This is a genomic window from Cupriavidus sp. JZ107, from assembly GCF_053903255.1.
The window spans coordinates 758,482-774,787 of sequence record NZ_CP096480.1; the positions used below are offsets into that span (position 1 = coordinate 758,482).

Annotated in this window: 13 protein-coding genes; 4 read left to right on the plus strand and 9 right to left on the minus strand. The window is 70.0% G+C overall.

Annotated elements, in window-relative coordinates:
• Positions 1-224: 224 nt before the first annotated feature.
• The gene (locus M1D55_RS03230; protein WP_006578912.1) at positions 225-1,262 is read left to right on the plus strand and encodes an AraC family transcriptional regulator; all 1,038 of its coding nucleotides are present in this window, start codon (positions 225-227) and stop codon (positions 1,260-1,262) included.
• A gap of 21 nt (positions 1,263-1,283) precedes the next feature.
• Here M1D55_RS03230 and M1D55_RS03235 read toward each other — a convergent pair whose 3' ends face one another.
• Complete coding sequence (locus M1D55_RS03235) at positions 1,284-3,101, minus strand: cation:proton antiporter domain-containing protein (RefSeq protein WP_232207012.1); 1,818 nt, start codon at positions 3,099-3,101, stop codon at positions 1,284-1,286.
• Positions 3,102-3,472: 371 nt separating this feature from the next.
• Here M1D55_RS03235 and M1D55_RS03240 point away from each other — a divergent pair, with 371 nt between their 5' ends.
• The gene (locus M1D55_RS03240; RefSeq protein ID WP_023264392.1) at positions 3,473-4,465 is read left to right on the plus strand and encodes a GlxA family transcriptional regulator; all 993 of its coding nucleotides are present in this window, start codon (positions 3,473-3,475) and stop codon (positions 4,463-4,465) included.
• A gap of 33 nt (positions 4,466-4,498) precedes the next feature.
• On the opposite strand, the gene fghA is transcribed toward M1D55_RS03240, so the two are convergent.
• The 8 genes from fghA to M1D55_RS03280 form a co-directional block, all read right to left on the minus strand.
• On the minus strand, positions 4,499-5,359 hold the full coding sequence (fghA, locus tag M1D55_RS03245) for an S-formylglutathione hydrolase (RefSeq protein WP_006578119.1): 861 nt from the start codon (positions 5,357-5,359) through the stop codon (positions 4,499-4,501).
• Positions 5,360-5,379: 20 nt separating this feature from the next.
• Entirely contained in the window at positions 5,380-6,486 is a 1,107-nt protein-coding gene (locus M1D55_RS03250; protein ID WP_456281094.1) for an S-(hydroxymethyl)glutathione dehydrogenase/class III alcohol dehydrogenase, read from the minus strand.
• A 191-nt stretch (positions 6,487-6,677) separates the two neighbouring features.
• Positions 6,678-8,093, minus strand: a complete 1,416-nt coding sequence (locus M1D55_RS03255; protein ID WP_456281095.1) for an NTP/NDP exchange transporter — start codon at positions 8,091-8,093, stop codon at positions 6,678-6,680.
• Between the two features lie 54 nt (positions 8,094-8,147).
• Positions 8,148-9,080 carry an aldo/keto reductase gene (locus M1D55_RS03260; protein WP_456281096.1) on the minus strand — a complete coding sequence of 311 codons (933 nt, stop codon included), beginning with the start codon at positions 9,078-9,080 and terminating at the stop codon, positions 8,148-8,150.
• Between the two features lie 147 nt (positions 9,081-9,227).
• Positions 9,228-10,589 (minus strand): GntP family permease, encoded by a 1,362-nt coding sequence (locus M1D55_RS03265; protein ID WP_023264676.1) that lies wholly within the window; start codon positions 10,587-10,589, stop codon positions 9,228-9,230.
• Positions 10,590-10,799: 210 nt separating this feature from the next.
• Positions 10,800-11,192 carry a RidA family protein gene (locus tag M1D55_RS03270; RefSeq protein WP_053823699.1) on the minus strand — a complete coding sequence of 131 codons (393 nt, stop codon included), beginning with the start codon at positions 11,190-11,192 and terminating at the stop codon, positions 10,800-10,802.
• A gap of 66 nt (positions 11,193-11,258) precedes the next feature.
• Complete coding sequence (locus tag M1D55_RS03275; RefSeq protein ID WP_456281097.1) at positions 11,259-12,788, minus strand: N-acyl-D-amino-acid deacylase family protein; 1,530 nt, start codon at positions 12,786-12,788, stop codon at positions 11,259-11,261.
• A 2-nt stretch (positions 12,789-12,790) separates the two neighbouring features.
• Entirely contained in the window at positions 12,791-13,705 is a 915-nt protein-coding gene (locus tag M1D55_RS03280) for a MurR/RpiR family transcriptional regulator (protein ID WP_456281098.1), read from the minus strand.
• A 197-nt stretch (positions 13,706-13,902) separates the two neighbouring features.
• On the opposite strand from M1D55_RS03280, the gene M1D55_RS03285 reads away from it, so the two are divergent.
• Both M1D55_RS03285 and M1D55_RS03290 read left to right on the plus strand, forming a co-directional pair.
• The gene (locus M1D55_RS03285) at positions 13,903-15,231 is read left to right on the plus strand and encodes an amino acid deaminase (protein WP_456281099.1); all 1,329 of its coding nucleotides are present in this window, start codon (positions 13,903-13,905) and stop codon (positions 15,229-15,231) included.
• Between the two features lie 48 nt (positions 15,232-15,279).
• A complete protein-coding gene (locus M1D55_RS03290) occupies positions 15,280-16,215 on the plus strand; it encodes a sugar kinase (protein WP_064575610.1) in 936 nt (311 codons plus the stop codon).
• Positions 16,216-16,306: the final 91 nt, after the last annotated feature.

Here is a 16,306-nt window from a genome sequence, read left to right on the forward strand (position 1 = left end):
CTGTCGTTGTGTGGTCGGGCGAGCGAGATTGACGGCAGTGTAGAAAGCCGATGCCGGCGCGCGCTATGCCAAAATCCGTCAACTGCGCTGAACTGATTTGCCACTGCCGGCGGTGTCCTCGAAACGACCGTCGCCGTGGCCGCGTCAATTCAGCGAACCTCACCGAACCCCACGGACCGTCTCCATGCCTTTGCTGTTGCGTCCCGTTGTTGCCCTGCGTACCGATGGAAAAAGGTAGTGTCGCGATCTGCTTCGTCCACCATGCGATCTCCGGCCTGCGCTCGCGCGGCATCGATGCCGAGCCGGTGCTGCGCGCCGCCGGTATCGCGCCCGCGATGCTGGCGGTGCCGCAGGCGCGGGTATCGGCGGCCAGCTACGGGGCGCTGTGGCTGGGGGTGTCGGCGGCGCTGGGCGACGAGTTCTTCGGCCAGGACTCGCGCGCGATGAAGCCCGGCAGCTTCGCGCTGCTGTGCCATGCGGTGGCCGGCAGCCGCACGCTGGGGCAGGGCCTGGATCGGGTCGCGCGCGGCTTCGGCGTGCTGCTCGACGATATCGGCGTGCAGCTGCTGCGCCGCTACGAGGGCAATGCCACCGCCGGCGGGCCGCAGCGTGCCGCGCTGGTGCTGACCGAGCCGTCGGGCCGCCGGCCCGGCGTGTTCGCGCAGGAGACGCTGCTGATCATGCTGCACGGACTGATGTGCTGGCTGGCGCGGCGGCGCGTGCCGGTGCGGCTGGCCGCGTTCCGCTATCCAGAACCAGACTACAGCGCCGAGTACCGCGTCATGTATTCGCGCCAGCTCGCCTTCGACGCGCCCGGCACCGCGCTGGTCTTCGACGCCGCGTGGCTGGACCATCCCGTGCGGCACGACGAGCGCAGCGTCAAGGCGTTCCTGCGCGACGCGCCGCACAACGTGGTGGTCAAGTATTCGGACCGCAGCAGCGTGGTGGCGCGCGTGCGCCGGCTGCTGCGGCAGTCGCGGCCGGACGTGTGGCCGACCTTCGAGGCGCTGGCGTCGGCGCTGCACCTGTCCGCTTCGTCGTTGCGACGACGCCTGATGGAGGAGGGCGCCACCTATCAGCAGCTGAAGGACGAATTGCGGCGGGACCTGGCGATCGAGGCGCTGAGCCATACCGATCTGCCGATCACCGAGATCGCGGCCGAGATGGGGTTTGCCGAGCCTGGCGCCTTCCATCGGGCGTTCCGGCGCTGGACCGGGCTGCGGCCTGGCGTCTATCGCGGCATGCAGGCAGCGGCGGACTGACGTCGCGGCCGACCGGGCGCTTCAGTGCGGCGCGCCGGCGCGCTGGCCGCCGCCGCTTGCGCCGCCGCTGGCGTCGCTGTTCGCGCTCGCATCGTGCGCCGCCGCGTCCTGCCGCGCGCTCTGCAACACGCGCTCGATCATCGCCGTTGCCAGTTCGTGCTCGCCGAGGAAGACCTCGCCGACGCGGTCCTGCAGCAGCAGCGCGGCCTCGTCCTCGCTGTGCGTGCGCACGAGGATGCGAATGCCCGGATTCAACGTGCGCGCGATCTCGGCCATGCGCCGCACGCCAACGGTATCGGGCGTGGCGATCACCAGCATGCCCGCGCGCGCGATATGGGCCTGGATCAATACCGACGGTTCGGCTGCATCGCCCGATACCGCCGGCACGCCCTGCGCGCGCAGCGCCTCGACGATCTCGCGGTTCTGGTCGGCCACCACCACCGGTACCCCGTGCGAGCGCAGCGCCGCGGCGATGCGGCGTCCGACGCGGCCATGGCCGACCAGCACGACCTGCCGCGTCAGCAGCGCCTGGTCGACCGTGGCGGGCAGCTCGGCCAGCGGGTCGGCGCTGCGCTCGAGCTTGCGCGCCAGCGCCGATCGAGCGCGAATCCAGCGCTGCAGCGGCTCGACTGCGTGAAATACCAGCGGGTTCAGCGCGATCGAGATCAGCGAAGCCGCCAGCACCAGGTTGTGTCCCTGCGCGCTCAGCATGCCGAGCGTGACGCCGAGCCCGGCGAGGATGAAGGAGAACTCGCCGATCTGCGCGAGGCTCGCGGACACCGTCAGCGCGGTGTTCAGCGGGTAGCGCATCACCAGCACCAGCGCCAGCGCGGCCAGCGACTTGCCGACGATCACGATGGCCAGCGTGACGGCGACCTGCAGCGGCGCGTCGAGCAGCACGCGCGGATCGAACAGCATGCCGACCGAGACGAAGAACAGTACCGAGAAGGCGTCGCGCAGCGGCAGCGTTTCCTGCGCGGCGCGATGGCTCAGTGCCGAGCCGCGCAGCACCATGCCGGCGAAGAAGGCGCCGAGCGCGAACGAGACGCCGAACAGCACCGCCGAGCCGTAGGCGATGCCGACCGCGGCGGCCACCAGGCACAGCGTGAACAGCTCGTTCGAGCCGGTGCGCGCGACCTGCCACAACAGCCACGGAAACAGGCGCCGGCCCACCAGCAGCATCAGCGCGACAAACACCGCGACGCGGCCGAGCGTGGCGCCCAGCGTCGCCCACAGCGAGGCGCCGTCCGCGGCCGGCACGGCGCCGTTGCCGCCGGCCGCTATCGCGGCGGCCTGGCCCGATGGAACGGTGCCGAGCACCTCCGCCAGCGCGGGCAGCATCACCAGCACCAGCACCGTCACCAGGTCCTCGACCACCAGCCAGCCGACCGCGATGCGGCCGTTGACCGAATCGAGCGTGCCGCGCTGCTCGAGGGCGCGCAGCAGCACCACGGTGCTGGCGACCGACAGGCATAGCCCGAACACCAGCGCATCGGCGAGCGGCCAGCCCCATAGCGTGGTCACCCCGGCCCCCAGCGCGGTGGCAAAGGCGATCTGCACGATCGCCCCCGGGAGCGCGATTCGGCGTACCGACAGCAGGTCCTCCAGCGAGAAGTGCAGGCCGACGCCGAACATCAGCAGCATCACGCCGATCTCTGCCAATTGCCCGGCCAGCGCCATGTCGGCGACAAAGCCCGGCGTGGCTGGCCCGATCACGATGCCGGCCAGCAGATAGCCCACCAGCGCCGGCGCGCCGAGGCGGGCACAGATGAAGCCGAAGACGAGCGCCAGACCGAGGCCGGCGGCGATGGTGGTGATCAGGCTGACTTCATGGGGCACGGGCGGCTCGCAGCGAAGTGATCAAGGGATCGGGAGGATCGGTGGCGCAACGGTCTGCAGTTCATGATAGCAAGCGGGTGTGGCTGGCCGATGTTGCTGCCTTCACCCGCCTGCGGCAGGCAGATGTGTTCTCCCTCTCCCCACCGGGGAGAGGGTCGGGGAGAGGGGGACGGCGGTCGCACTGTCAACGCCGCTTGCCCTCTGCCCCAACCCCTCTCCCGCAAGCGGCAGAGCGGAGAAAACTGGCGCGAGGGGGATCGCGTATCAAGATGCATCTCTGCAAGCAGAAACACTGCCTCGTTTACACTGTGGCCTTTCGTTTCCCGCCATGCCGCCAGCCGTTCGCGCCGGCCGCCCGTGATCGCCGTTTCATGCCCCCACCATCCCCCGCCCCCCATCAGATCGATCTGGTCGTCTATCCCGGCTTCAAGGCGATGGAGGCGGTCGGGCCGATGACGGTGTTCGACTACGCGAACCTGCAGCTGGCCCGGCGCGGCCAGCCGCCGGCCTATCGCACGCGCATCGTGTCGACCCGCGTCGGCCCGGTGCGGTCCGACACGCTGATGACGCTGGAGGCCACCGCGCGGCTCGACACGGTGCTGCTGCCCGATACCGCGGTGATCGTCGGCGCGCGCGATATCGAAGGGGCGTTGCGCGACGCCGAGGAGATCGTGCCGTGGGCGCGCGCGGTGGCGCCGCGCATCGGCCGGCTGGTGGCGCTGTGTTCGGGATCGTTCTTCCTGGCCGCCGCCGGCCTGCTCGACGGCAAGCGCGCGACCACGCACTGGAGCGTCGCGCCGCTGCTGCGGCAGCGTTATCCCGCGGTGGCAGTCGATCCCGATGCGATCTTCGTGCGCCAGGGCACGCTGTGGACCTCGGCCGGCGTCACGGCCGGCATCGACCTGGCGCTGGCCATCGTCGAGGAGGATCTGGGGCGGGAGATCGCGCTCGATCTGGCGCGCGAGCTGGTGGTCTTCCTGAAGCGCCCCGGCGGCCAGTCGCAATTCAGCGTGCATCTGGCCAGCCAGACCACCGGCCACGCCGGCGTGCGCGAGGTGCAGGACTGGATCCTGCGCGACCTGACGCGCGCGTTCACGATGAGCGAGATGGCGGCGCGGGCCGCGATGAGCGAGCGCAATTTCCGCCGCGTGTTCGCGCGCGAGACCGGCGCCAGTCCGACCGCCTTCATCGAATCGGCGCGGCTCGAAGCGGCGCGCCGCCTGCTGGAGCAGGGCGAGCTGCCGCTGAAGGCGGTGGCCGCGCGCAGCGGCTTCGGTTCCGACGAAGCGCTGCGGCGCGCCTTCCTGCGCCATCTGGGCATCACGCCGCGCGACTATCGCCAGCGCTTCGGCGCGGCGGCCTAGGCTCGATCGCGCCGCGCCGCAAGGACCGGCGCTTCAGGGCGCCTGCAACTGCGCCGCATGATGGCGCAGATGGTCCTCCATCCAGGTCGCGATGAAGTAGTAGCCGTGGTCGTAGCCCTGGTGGCGCCGCAGCGTCAGCGGCTGGCCCACCGCGGCGCAGGCCGCCTCGAAGGCCTCGGGATGCAGCTGGTCGGCAAGGAACTTGTCGGCCAGGCCCTGATCGATCAGGATGCCGCCGGGGAAGGGCGCGGCGGGTTGCGCCCGCATCAGCGCGCTGGCATCGTACTGCAGCCATTGCGCGCGATCCTCGCCGAGGTAGCGGCCGAACGCCTTCTCGCCCCAGGGGCATTGCGACGGCGCGGCGATCGGCGCGAACGCCGACACCGAGCGGAAGCGCTCGCGATGGCGCTGCGCCAGCACCAGCGCGCCGTGTCCGCCCATCGAATGGCCGAAGATGCCGATGCGCCGCGGATCGGCGCCCAGCTCGCCGACCACCAGATCGTAGAGCTCGCCGGCCACATAGCTTTCCATGCGCCAGTGCGCGCGCCACGGGGCCTGCGTCGCGTCCAGGTAGAAGCCGGCGCCGGCGCCGAAGTCCCACTCGTCGGCCTCGCCGGCGATGCCGGTGTCGCGCGGACTGGTATCGGGCGCGACCAGGATCAGGCCGAGCTGCGCGGCCAGCCGCTGCGCGCCGCCCTTGATCATGAAGGTCTCTTCGGTACAGGTCAGGCCGGCCAGGTAGAACAGCGCCGGCCGCGGCGTGCCGACGCCGGCCAGCGCCGCGGGCGGCAGGAAAACCGAGAAGCGCATCGGCAGGCCGACCGCGGTCGACGCATGCCGGTAGAAGCGCTGCACGCCGCCGAAGCAGCCGTGCTCGGAGAGCAGTTCGAGCATGAGCGTCGCGCCTCCGGCCTTCAGTACAGCACCACCGAACGGATCGACTCGCCGCGCTTCATCAGGTCGAAGCCCTCGTTGATCCGCTCCAGCGGCAGCGTATGCGTGATCAGGTCGTCGATGTTCAGCTTGCCGTCCATGTACCAGTCGACGATCTTCGGCACGTCGGTGCGGCCGCGGGCGCCGCCGAAGGCCGAGCCCTTCCACTCGCGGCCGGTCACCAGCTGGAACGGGCGGGTCGAGATCTCGGCGCCGGCCTCGGCCACGCCGATGATGATCGACTTGCCCCAGCCCTTGTGGCAGCACTCCAGCGCCTGGCGCATGACCTTGGTGTTGCCGATGCATTCGAACGAGTAATCGGCGCCGCCGTCGGTCAGCTGCACGATTTGGTCGACGACGTTCTCGACGTCGTTCGGATTGACGAAATGCGTCATGCCGAACTGGCGCGCCAGTGCCTCGCGATTCGGGTTGATGTCGACGCCGATGATCTTGTCGGCGCCGACCATCTTCGCGCCCTGGATCACGTTCAGGCCGATGCCGCCCAGGCCGAACACCACCACGTTGGCGCTGGCCTCGACCTTGGCGGTGAACAGCACCGCGCCCACGCCGGTGGTCACGCCGCAGCCGATATAGCAGACCTTGTCGAATGGCGCGTCGTCGCGGATCTTTGCCAGCGCGATCTCCGGCACCACGATGTGGTTGGCGAAGGTCGACGTGCCCATGTAGTGGAAGATCGGCTTGCCGTCGAGCGAGAAGCGCGAGGTGCCGTCCGGCATCAGGCCCTTGCCCTGGGTCGCGCGGATCGCCTGGCACAGGTTGGTCTTGCGCGACAGGCAGAACTTGCACTGGCGGCATTCGGGCGTGTAAAGCGGAATCACATGATCGCCCGGCTTCAGCGAGGTCACGCCCGGGCCCACGTCGGTCACCACGCCGGCGCCCTCATGGCCCAGGATCGCGGGGAAGATGCCCTCGGGGTCCGCGCCCGACAGCGTGTAGTAGTCGGTATGGCAGATGCCGGTGGCCTTGATCTCGACCAGCACCTCGCCGGCGCGCGGGCCGGCCAGATCGACTTCCTCGATGGTCAACGGGGCGCCTGCGTTCCAGGCGACGGCGGCTTTGGTTTTCATGGCGGATTCCTTCGGTGGCGGCGCGCGGGGAGCGCGTGGCCGGGTTCGATCGATGGCGGCACGGGTCGGCCGTGCGGGCACGGCGCGGCATTGCCCGCTTCGGCCGACACTGTAATGCCTGCGGCATCGGGCCGGCGCGGCGAGCCTGTCCGCTTGGCCCCGCATGCCGCCATTTTGGCCGAATGCGAGGGCTAGCGGCCCGGCATGCGGGCCGGGGCCTGCGTCGCCGTGCTGGCGGTGCGCGCCGGCGCATCGCCGGCCGCGCCCTGGTGGCGCCGGCCCAGCCACCAGCCAAGCAAGCCCCAGACCAGCGCCAGCACGGCGCCCGTCACGGCGACGACCGCCGGATGGCCGGCCAGTGCATCGATGCCGGTCTTGACCCAGGCGCTGACCGCATCGCCGGCGCGATAGACCATCGTGTCGATCACGTTCTTGGCCTTGTACTTGGTCTCGGCATCGACCACGGTAAACAGCATCTCGCGGCCGGGGCGCACCAGCGCATACTCGCCGACGCGGCGCAGCACCATCACGCCGGCCAGCACGCCGAACAGCGGCCAGATCGCCAGCAGCACGAAGCCGAAGGCCACCGCCAGCGGCACCACGGTCAGCAGCGCGGTGACGCCATAGCGGCGCGCCACCCGGCCCGAGAAGAACAGCTGGATCGCGATGGTGGCGGCCTGCACGATCGCGTCGAGCGCGCTGAACACGCGCGTCTGCTCGGTGCGGTCGGGGAAGGTCTCGGCGACCAGCCGCGCCTGTTCGAAGTACAGGAAGGTGCTCGCGGTCGACAGCAGGATCACGAACAGCGCGATGCCCAGCAGGTAGCGTGAGCGGGCGATCAGCGTCAGCCCGGCGAGCAGGCCGCCGCCGATGGGATTGCGCGGATCGTCGCGCGCCGCGTGCGGGTGAGGGGCGGCGCCGGCAATCGGCGCGCCGTCGCCCCGTGCGATGGCCCCGTTGCCCGCGTCGGCCCCGGCCCCGGCCCGCGCGCGCCAGCGGAACAGCCAGGCACAGCCCGGCAGCGTCGCCGCCAGCAGCACGGCCGACAGCAGCATCAGCCCGGTCAGCCCGATCGGTCCGACCAGCCATCCCGACAGCAGCGGCCCGGCCAGCCCGCCGACGCTCGCGCCGGCGGCGATTACCGGAAACAGCCGGCGCGCCTGTTCGGGGCGGAACACGTCCGCCATCAGGCTCCACGCGACCGACACCACGAACAGATTGAACACCGACAGCCACACGTAGAACACCCGCGCCAGCCAGACATCGTCGGGCCGCGCCCGCGTGGCGAGCGCGAAGGCCAGCAGATTGGCGATGAAGAACGCATAGACCCACGGCACGAAGCGCCTGCGCGGCAGCCGCGCGCTGCACAGCCCGTACAGCGGAATCGCGGCCAGCATCACGACGAAGGTCGCGGTGAACAGCCATTGGAGGTTCTGCACGCCGCCGGCGATGCCCATCGTCTCGCGTACCGGCCGCAGCATGAAATAGCTGGCGAACAGGCAGAAGAAGAACGCGAACGCCGCGACCACGGCCGCATGTTCGCCCGCGCGGATGCCGAGCGGGCCGAGGCGGCCGGGGCTGGTGGGCGGAGGCGGAGCGGCGGGCATGCCGTATCGGTGCGGCGGCGTTGGGGCGCTGGGTTGGGGCGCTGGGTTGGGACGCTACGCCAGCAGCGTGGCGATCTGCTCGCGCTGCTTCGCGTCGGGCATCCTGCCGAGCGCCGCGCCGAGGTTGTCGCGCATATGGCGAGGATTGGAAGTCGCCGGGATCGCCGCGGTCACCGCCGGATGGCTGACGATGAATTTGAGGAACAGCTGGCCCCAGCTGTTGCAATCGAGTTCGGCGGCCCACTGCGGCAGCTGCCGGCCTTGCACCGCACGGAACAGCCGTCCGTCCTGGAACGGCCGGTTGATCAGCACGCCGATGCCGCGCTGCCGGCACAGCGGCAGCAGCCGCCGTTCGGCCTCGCGCTCCCCCAGCGAATAATTGATCTGCACGAAATCGATCTTCTCGCTGCGCACGATCTGCTCGAGCCGCTCGTGCGCATCGGCGCGATAGTGGGTGACGCCGATATAGCGGGTCTTGCCCTGTTCCTGCAGCCGGCGCAGGAAACGCAGGTTCTCTTCCCAGTCGATCAGGTTGTGGACCTGCAGCAGGTCGACGGTGTCGGTGCCCAGCTCCTGCTGCGAGCGCGCCCATTGCGCGGGCGCGCTGCTGGCGGAGGCGGAGATCTTGGTGGCGAGGAAGACCTGCTTGCGGGCATTGTGCAGGCGCAACAATTCACCGGTCACGGCCTCGGCCGCACCATAGCTGGGCGCGGTATCGAGAACGGCGCCCGGCATCCGCAGCAGCAGCGACATCACCTCGGATAGCGGGCTCTGCTGCAGTCCTTGCGTCGGCGCGTCGAAGGTGTCGGCGGTGCCCAGGCCGATCACCGGCAGCGTTTCGCGCGTGCCCGGGATAGCGCGGCGCAGTGGGGCCGCGCCTGCCGCAGCCGGCGCGGAAGCGGGACCGGGCTGGGCGCGTACGGCGGGCGTCAGCGTGCCCGCCAGCGCGGCGGAACAGGCAAGGAAGCGGCGACGATCGATGGGCATGGCGTCTCCTGGCGAGCCGGCAACTTCCCGGCCATTGTAGGTAAGACGCGCGGAGTTGGCATTGGGGCGGGATATTGCGGCGCGGGTCGGGGGAGAGGGCAACGGCGCCCCATCTCGCGACGCCGCTCCAGCCCAACCGCGCCAGGCTCAGATCACGGTCGCCAGACCCAGCGTCAGCAGGAGCGCCACGACCGAGATGATCGTCTCGCAGACGGTCCAGGTCTTGAAGGTCTGCGCGACCGTCATGTTGAAGTACTCCTTGACCAGCCAGAAGCCCGCATCGTTGACGTGCGACAGGATCAGCGACCCGGCGCCGGTGGCCAGCACCAGCAGCTCCGGGCGCGTGCCGGGCACGCTGGCCGCGATCGGCGCGACGATGCCGGCCGCGGTGGTCATCGCCACGGTCGCCGAACCGGTCGCGATGCGGATCATCACGGCGACCAGCCAGCCCAGCACCAGCACCGACACGTTGGCGCCGGTGGCCACTTCGACGATCGAGTTCGAGATGCCCGAGTCGCGCAGGATGCGGCCGAAGCCGCCGCCGGCGCCGACCACCAGCGTGATGATCGCGGTGGGCGCCACCGATTCGTTGGTAAAGCGCAGGATCGCCTCGCGATTGAAGCCGCGCGCCTTGCCGAAGGTATAGAAGCTGACCAGCGCGGCGATCAGCAGCGCGATCACCGAATTGCCGATCAGCTTCAGGAAGTCGTTGGCCCAGGTCTTCGGCGTCGTCACCAGGTCGGCGCTGCTGCCGATCAGCATCAGGATCACCGGCAGCAGGATCGTGAACACGGTAATGCCGAAGCCCGGCAGCGCCTGCGCCGGCGCGGTGTCGTCCGCTTCCTCGATGAACTGCGCGGCCAGCGGGTTGTCGGCGGGCAGCTTGATATGGCGGTCCATCAGCGTCGCGAAGATCGGGCCGGCGATCGCCGCGGTCGGGATGCCGACGATCAGCGCATACAGAATGGTGCGGCCGATGTCGGCGCCGTAGGCGGTCACCGCCAGCAGCGCCGCCGGATGCGGCGGGATCAGGCCGTGCACGACCGACAGGCCGGCCACCATCGGGATGCCGACCTTGACCATCGAGGTGCCGGTGCGCTGCGCGATATTGAAGGCGATCGGGATCAGCAGCACGAAGCCGACCTCGAAGAACACCGGCAAGCCGACGATGAAGGCGATCGTCGCCATTGCCCAGTGCACGTGCTTCTCGCCGAAGAACGCGATCAGCGTGCGCGCGATCCGCTCGGCGCCGCCGGACTCGGCCATCATCTTGCCGAGCATGGTGCCCAGGCCGACCACCAGCGCGATATGGCCCAGCGTGCCGCCGACGCCGGCCTCGAACGACTTGACGATCTCGTTCATCGGCATGCCGACCGAGAAGCCCAGCAGGACCGAGACTACCACCAGCGTGATGAAGGGGTTCAGCTTGAATCGCGCGATCAGCACGACCAGCGCGATCACGGCGATCAGCGCATACAGCAACAGCGTGGTTCCGGTGACTGGGACCATGTTGTCTCCTTGGGTGCGCGGGGCCGGTCGGCGCCGCGGCGGTATGAAAGAGGCCGCTGGCGCGGCCCGGTTGGGAAGCAATGCTGTCGTCCCCGCGGAGGCGGGGACCCAGTGGCTTTCAAAGACGCTGGATTCCCGCATCCGCGGGAACGACAGCGGGTGGTCGCGGACCTGTCAGCGGGGCCGCATGGAAACGGTTTGGCGGCCGAATCAGCCGCCCGGCCGCTTGTAGGCGATGCAGTCGATCTCGACCTTGCAGTCGACCACCATGCTGGACTGCACGCAGGCGCGGGCCGGGGGATTGGCGCCGAAATACTGCTTGAAGATCTTGTTGAACGAGGCGAAGTCGCGCGCGTCGTCGAGCCAGACGCCGCAGCGGACCACGTGCTCGGGGCCGTAGCCGGCCTCGGCCAGGATCGCCAGCACGTTGCTGATGGCCTGGTGGGTCTGCGCGACGATGCCGCCGTCGACGACCTCGCCATCGACCATCGGCACCTGGCCGGACACATAGAGCCAGCCGTCGGCCGCGACCGCGCGCGCGAACGGCATGTGCTGGCCGCCGGTGCCGGTGCCGCCTTCGACGCCAAAGCGTTGGATATCCATGAAGACTCCTTCGAACTGAATACGGGAAACGATGAGCTTGAAAAACGGGGAAGGAATGGTGCGGATTTACGTGTCCGCGATGGCGTCCGCAACGGCCGGGCCCCGTTCGCCGCGCGGCAGGAAACGCCCGGCGCGCGCGCCGGTGGCGCGCCGCTGCGACCATGACAGCGTGCCGTTGACCCACACCGCGGCGATGCCCTCGGCCGGCTGCATCGGCTCGGTGAACGTGGCCGCGTCGCGAATCGTCGCGGCATCGAACAGCACCAGGTCGGCCCAATGGCCCTCGCGCACGAAGCCGCGGCCCGCCAGGCCGAAGCGCTCGGCCGACATGCCGGTCATCTTGGCGATCGCCATCGTCAGCGGGAACAGCTCGCGATCGCGCGCGTAGTGGCCCAGCACGCGGGGGAAGGCGCCCCACAGGCGCGGATGCGGCAGCGGATCGTTCGGCAGCCCGTCCGAGCCGATCACCGTGGCCGGATGGGCGAGGATCCGATCGACGTCGGCGTCTTCCATGCAGTGATAGACCGCGCCCGCCGGTTGCAGGCGCCGCGCCGCCTCGTGCAGGTCGACCTGCCATTCGGCCGCGATATCGGCGAGCAGGCGTCCACCCATGGCGGGATGCGGCTCGGACCAGGTCACCATGATGTCGAAGTCGCCGGTGACCTGTTTCAGGTCCAGCGTCGACGAACTGGCGGTATAGGGATAGCAGTCGCAGCCGACCGGCTGCCAGCGCTGCGCGCCGTCGAGCGCGGCCAGCACCGCGCCGCTGCGGCCCCAGTTGTCCACGCCCGCGCATTTGAGGTGCGAGATCACGACCGGCACGCGCGCATGGCGGCCGATGCGGAAGGCCTCGTCCATCGCGTCGAGGATCTCGGCGAATTCGCTGCGCAGATGCGTGGCGTACAGCGCGCCGGCGCCCGCCAGCGGCTCGGCCAGCGCCAGCACTTCCTCGGTCGGCGCGGCGAATGCGTTGGCGTAGGCCAGTCCGGTCGACAGGCCGAGCGCGCCGTGATCCAGCGCCTCCTGCAATTGCGCGCGCATCGCGGCGATCTCGCGGGCGCTCGCGGCTCGGTCGAGCCGGTCCAGATGATTGCTGCGCAGCGCGGTGTGGCCGACCAGCGCGGCCACGTTGACCGCGGGCCGCGCGGCCGCGATCGCGTCGACGTAGGCCGCGAAGCTGGGGTAGCGGAATGCGGCGGCATCGCCCAGCAGGTTCATCGGATCGGGCGGATCGCCGCGCAGCGACACCGGCGCCGCGCTGATGCCGCAGTTGCCGACCACCACGGTCGTCACGCCCTGCGACAGCTTCGGCGTCATCTCCGGCTGGCGCACCACGTTGGTGTCGTCATGCGTGTGGACGTCGATGAAGCCCGGCGCCAGCACCAGCCCGGCGGCATCGACGACGTCGGCCGCGGCATCGGTGGCGATCCGTTCGGCGCCACCATCGTCGTCGGCATCGATGCCGACGATGCGCGCGATGCGGCCGTCGCACAGCGCGACATCGGCGACGCGCGCGGCGGCGCCAGATCCGTCGATCACGGTAACGCCGCGGATCAGCGTGTCATAGGCGAAGGCGGTGTCCGGGCTCGCTGCCATGGTCAGTCTCCGAGCGGCTGACGGCTGTCGCGCAGCGCCGCGTTGCCGCGCTCGCCGCTGCCCCGATGCGCGTCCAGCACGTACTTGAGCCGCCGCAGCCGTTCCTGGCTGTCGTCCTGCTGCAGCAGCGCCAGCCGCGTGGCCAGTACGTCCAGCACCAGCAACATCGCATAGCGCGAGGCGGACGGCTTGAAGATGAAATCGGTTTCCAGCGCGCGCACGGGCAGCAGCACGTCGGCGCGCGCGGCCAGCGGCGAGCCCAGCGCGGTCACCGCGATTACCCGCGCGCCGTATTCGCGCGCGACATCGCAGCTGGCCAGCATCTCTGGCACGCTGCCGCTCACCGAGAAGGCGAGCACCACATCGCCCTTGACCAGCGTGGCCGCGACCATCTGCTGCAGCACCGCGTCCTGATAGCTGGCGACCGGCCGGCCCAGCCGCGCCAGGCGGTAGCGCGCCTCGTCGGCCAGCCAGGTCGAGCCGCCGCCCATGCCGAAAGCGTAGACCATGCGCGCGTCCTGCAACAGGCGCGCCGCGCGCTCGATCTGGGCCTCGTCGATCAGCTGGCGGTTGGCCTCGAGCACCGCGACCACGTCGCCATGCAGCCGATCGGCCAGCGAGGGCGGGGCCGCTTCGGCGCCGGCGGTGCCCGGCTCGTGCTGCAGGAAGCGTTGGCCGACCGCGGTCGCGCGCGCCAGCCGCAGCTTCAGGTCGCGCACGTCGCGGCAGCCCAGCGCCTTGGCCAGGCGCGTCACGCTGGCCTCGCTGACGCCGGCCTTGCGCGCCAGCGCATTGATGCTGGCCGAGGCCGCGCCGGCGACGTCTTCGAGGATGACCTGGGCCACCTTCTGCTCGGCCAGCCGCAGCGTCGGGCCGCGCTCGGCGATGCGGGTCAGGATGTCGAAGGCAGCGGGCATGGGCTTGGCGGAAGGGGCCGGATGGCGCGTCTCGCCTCGGGCGGAGGCGCGGCATCGCGGCGTGTTACTTTATAACAAAGGTGAAATATCGTAATTTCGCCGCTATCATTACGTCAATCGAAAATTTCGAGGTGGCGCCCGGGGGTCGTGTCAGCACGCGGGAATACACGGAAATGCGCGGAAAGGCGGATCAGGACATGCGTGATATAAAGTACCAGAGCGGGATCATCGATCCACTGAACAAGGCGCTGGGCAAGCTCGAGGCGCCGCTGGCACCCGCCGAGGCCGCAACGGGCTGGCGGCTGCTGGAAGAGGAGCTGAGCCTGCCGGCCGCCGTGCTGTACGAAAGCCGGCTGGCGCATAACCTCGCCTGGATGCGCCGGTTCATGGACGAATACGGCGTGAAGCTCGCACCGCACGGCAAGACCACGATGGCGCCCAAGCTGTTCGCCAGGCAGCTCGAGGCCGGCGCCTGGGGTATCACGCTGGCCACCGCGCAGCAGACCGCCGCCGCCCATGCGCACGGGGTCAGGCGCGTGCTGATGGCCAACCAGCTGGTGGGGCGGCGCAATATGGAGATCGTCGCCGACCTGCTGCGCGATCCCGATTTCGAATTCTTCTGCCTGGTCGATTCGGCCGAACTGGTCGACCAGCTCGGCGGCTTCTTTCGCGCCCGCGGCCAGCGCCTGCAGGTGCTGCTCGAGCTGGGCGTCGAGGGCGGGCGCACCGGCGTGCGCGATGCCGCGCAACAGCAGCAGGTGCTGGACGCGCTGGACCGCTGGACCGACGCGCTGACGCTGGCGGGCGTGGAAATCTACGAGGGCGTGCTGCAGCACGAGGCCGATATCCGCGCCTTCCTGCGCCGCACCGTCGCGATCACCCGCGAACTGGCCGGGCAGGGCCGCTTCGGCTCGGGTTCGGAACCCCGCCCGGTGGTGCTGTCCGGCGCGGGCTCGGCCTGGTACGACGTGGTGGCCGAGGAATTCGCCGGCGCCGACATCGGCGCGCCGATCGATGTCGTGCTGCGGCCCGGCTGCTATCTGACGCACGACGTCGGCATCTACCGGCAGGCGCAGCAGCGCATCCTGGCGAGCAACCCGGTGGCGCAGAAGATGCGGGAGGGCCTGCTGCCCGCCCTGCAGCTGTGGGCCTATGTGCAGTCGATCCCCGAGCCGGACCGCGCGATCGTCGGCATGGGCAAGCGCGATGCGGCCTTCGATGCCGGCATGCCGATTCCGGCGCGGCACTTCCGCCCGGGGTCGGCAAATGCGCCGGCAAGCGCGCCGGCAAGCGCGCCGGCCCACGCGCGGGGAACCGCACCGGCCGATGCGCCGTCCCATTGGGAAGTGACCGGCATGATGGACCAGCACGCTTACGTGCGGATCGCGCCGGGCGATGACGTGCGGGTCGGCGACATGATCGCCTTCGATATCTCGCACCCTTGCCTGACCTTCGACAAGTGGCGGCATATCCCGGTGCTGGACGACGAGCTGCGCGTGGTCGATATCGTGCAGACCTTTTTCTGACGGCATCCCGCTTCTCTGGTCTTCTTCTTCCCTATCGGCGATCGCACCATGAGCATCGATATCCTGGCCTTCGGCGAAGCGCTGGTCGAGTTCAACCAGCAGCCCGACGCGCCCGAGCGCTATCTGCAGGGCTTCGGCGGCGATACCTCGAACTTCTGCATCGCTGCCGCGCGGCAGGGCGCGCAGACCGGCTTCATCAGCGCGGTGGGCGCCGACAGCTTCGGCGAGCGGCTGCTGGCGCTGTGGACACAGGAGCGTGTCGATACCCGCCATGTCCGCACCGATCCGCGGGCGCCGACCGGCGTCTACTTCGTCAGCCACGACAACCACGGCCATCGCTTCGACTATCTGCGCGCCGGCTCGGCGGCGAGCTGCTACAGCCATGACGACCTGCCGCAGCAGGCGATCGCCGAAGCGCGCTATCTGCATCTGTCGGGCATCAGCCTGGCGATCAGCAACAGCGCCTGCGACGCCGGGCTCGCGGCGATGGAGCTGGCGCGCAAGGCCGGCGTCAAGGTCTCGCTCGATACCAATCTGCGGCTGCGGCTGTGGTCGCTGGCCCGCGCGCGCGGCATCATGCGCGAGGCGCTTGGCCTGACCGATATCTGCCTGCCGAGCTGGGACGATGTCACGGTGCTGACCGGGCTCGACGACCGCGACGCGATCGTCGACCATCTGCTCGGCTGCGGCGTCAAACTGGTCGCGCTCAAGCTGGGCGAGGAGGGCGCCTATGTGGCGACCCCCGATGCGCGCGCGCTGGTGCCCGCCTATCCGGTGCAGCCGCTCGACGCGACCGGCGCCGGCGATTGCTTCGGCGGCAGCTTCATCGCCCGGCTGGCGGCCGGCGACGATCCCTTCGAGGCGGCCCGCTATGCCAACGTGGCCGCCGCGCTGTCGACCACCGGCTATGGCGCGGTCGCGCCGATTCCGTCGGCGGACACGGTGCTGGCGCGGCTGGCCGAATCCGTCTCGGTGATCCGATGATGGCGCCGGTCCGCGCTTCAGGTCGGCCTGTCGAGTCCTTGCGCGCGACGACGCTTCCTTTCAACCCGTACCGATTTCCTTCCCGATAACG

Bases quoted from the DNA above. Each gene is read 5' to 3' on its own strand.
- M1D55_RS03230 (WP_006578912.1), top strand. From the start codon at position 225: ATGGAAAAAGGTAGTGTCGCGATCTGCTTCGTCCACCATGCGATCTCC.
- M1D55_RS03240 (WP_023264392.1), top strand. From the start codon at position 3,473: ATGCCCCCACCATCCCCCGCCCCCCATCAGATCGATCTGGTCGTCTAT.
- fghA (WP_006578119.1), bottom strand. From the start codon at position 5,359: ATGCTCGAACTGCTCTCCGAGCACGGCTGCTTCGGCGGCGTGCAGCGC.
- M1D55_RS03250 (WP_456281094.1), bottom strand. From the start codon at position 6,486: ATGAAAACCAAAGCCGCCGTCGCCTGGAACGCAGGCGCCCCGTTGACC.
- M1D55_RS03255 (WP_456281095.1), bottom strand. From the start codon at position 8,093: ATGCCCGCCGCTCCGCCTCCGCCCACCAGCCCCGGCCGCCTCGGCCCG.
- M1D55_RS03260 (WP_456281096.1), bottom strand. From the start codon at position 9,080: ATGCCCATCGATCGTCGCCGCTTCCTTGCCTGTTCCGCCGCGCTGGCG.
- M1D55_RS03265 (WP_023264676.1), bottom strand. From the start codon at position 10,589: ATGGTCCCAGTCACCGGAACCACGCTGTTGCTGTATGCGCTGATCGCC.
- M1D55_RS03270 (WP_053823699.1), bottom strand. From the start codon at position 11,192: ATGGATATCCAACGCTTTGGCGTCGAAGGCGGCACCGGCACCGGCGGC.
- M1D55_RS03275 (WP_456281097.1), bottom strand. From the start codon at position 12,788: ATGGCAGCGAGCCCGGACACCGCCTTCGCCTATGACACGCTGATCCGC.
- M1D55_RS03280 (WP_456281098.1), bottom strand. From the start codon at position 13,705: ATGCCCGCTGCCTTCGACATCCTGACCCGCATCGCCGAGCGCGGCCCG.
- M1D55_RS03285 (WP_456281099.1), top strand. From the start codon at position 13,903: ATGCGTGATATAAAGTACCAGAGCGGGATCATCGATCCACTGAACAAG.
- M1D55_RS03290 (WP_064575610.1), top strand. From the start codon at position 15,280: ATGAGCATCGATATCCTGGCCTTCGGCGAAGCGCTGGTCGAGTTCAAC.